We start from the raw sequence: 779 nt of genomic DNA on the forward strand, positions 1-779 counted from the left end.
CAGGATCCTTTTGTTCTGGGTATTGCCCGATTGTTTATTCAATCGGGCATTTTTCTTTCTAGAGCGTCCTAAACGTCGCAAGCTAAGGTCGTTTTTCTATTTGCCCTCGACAGCCGCTGTCTAATTTTGCACAATCATTTCAATCCTCATTTTAGGTCGATGGACCGTAACTAAAGTACCCGCGTAATGAAAATCTTAATCGATGAAAATATGCCATATGCTGAAGATCTATTCAGTCAGCTGGGCGAAGTGATTTTAAAGTCAGGCCGTACACTTACCGCTGATGACCTTATAGACGTTGATGCATTAATGATTCGCTCTGTAACTAAAGTGAATGAGTCACTGATCAGTAAAGCCAACAAGCTGAAGTTCGTTGGTACCGCGACCGCTGGTATGGACCATGTTGATCAGGAACTGATGAAAGAGCGTGGTATTTTCTTCACAGCAGCACCGGGCTGTAACAAAGTGGGTGTGGCTGAGTATGTGTTTAGCTCGATGATGGTATTGGCTCAGCAACAAGGCTTCTCTGTATTCGACAAAACAGTGGGCATTATCGGTTGTGGTCAAGTGGGTAGCTACCTTGCGAAGTGCCTAGAAGGTATCGGTATTAAGGTGCTTTTGAACGATCCTCTGAAACAGCAAGAGGGTGACACTCGCCAGTTCACCGAGCTTGAGACGCTACTTGAGCAAGCTGACATCATTACTACACGTACGCCAATCACCAAAACGGGTGATTTCCCAACGCATCACTTGACCAACGAAATGGTGCTGAACAACTT

Annotated in this window: 1 protein-coding gene; it reads left to right on the forward strand. The window is 45.2% G+C overall.

Translation table 11 applies throughout. The features are described from left to right. Window positions 1-186 precede the first annotated feature (186 nt). Window positions 187-779: 4-phosphoerythronate dehydrogenase (locus KIV40_RS25920; protein WP_285352066.1), on the forward strand; the 593-nt coding region annotated here is incomplete at its 3' end.

This window comes from Vibrio sp. D173a, assembly GCF_030248475.1.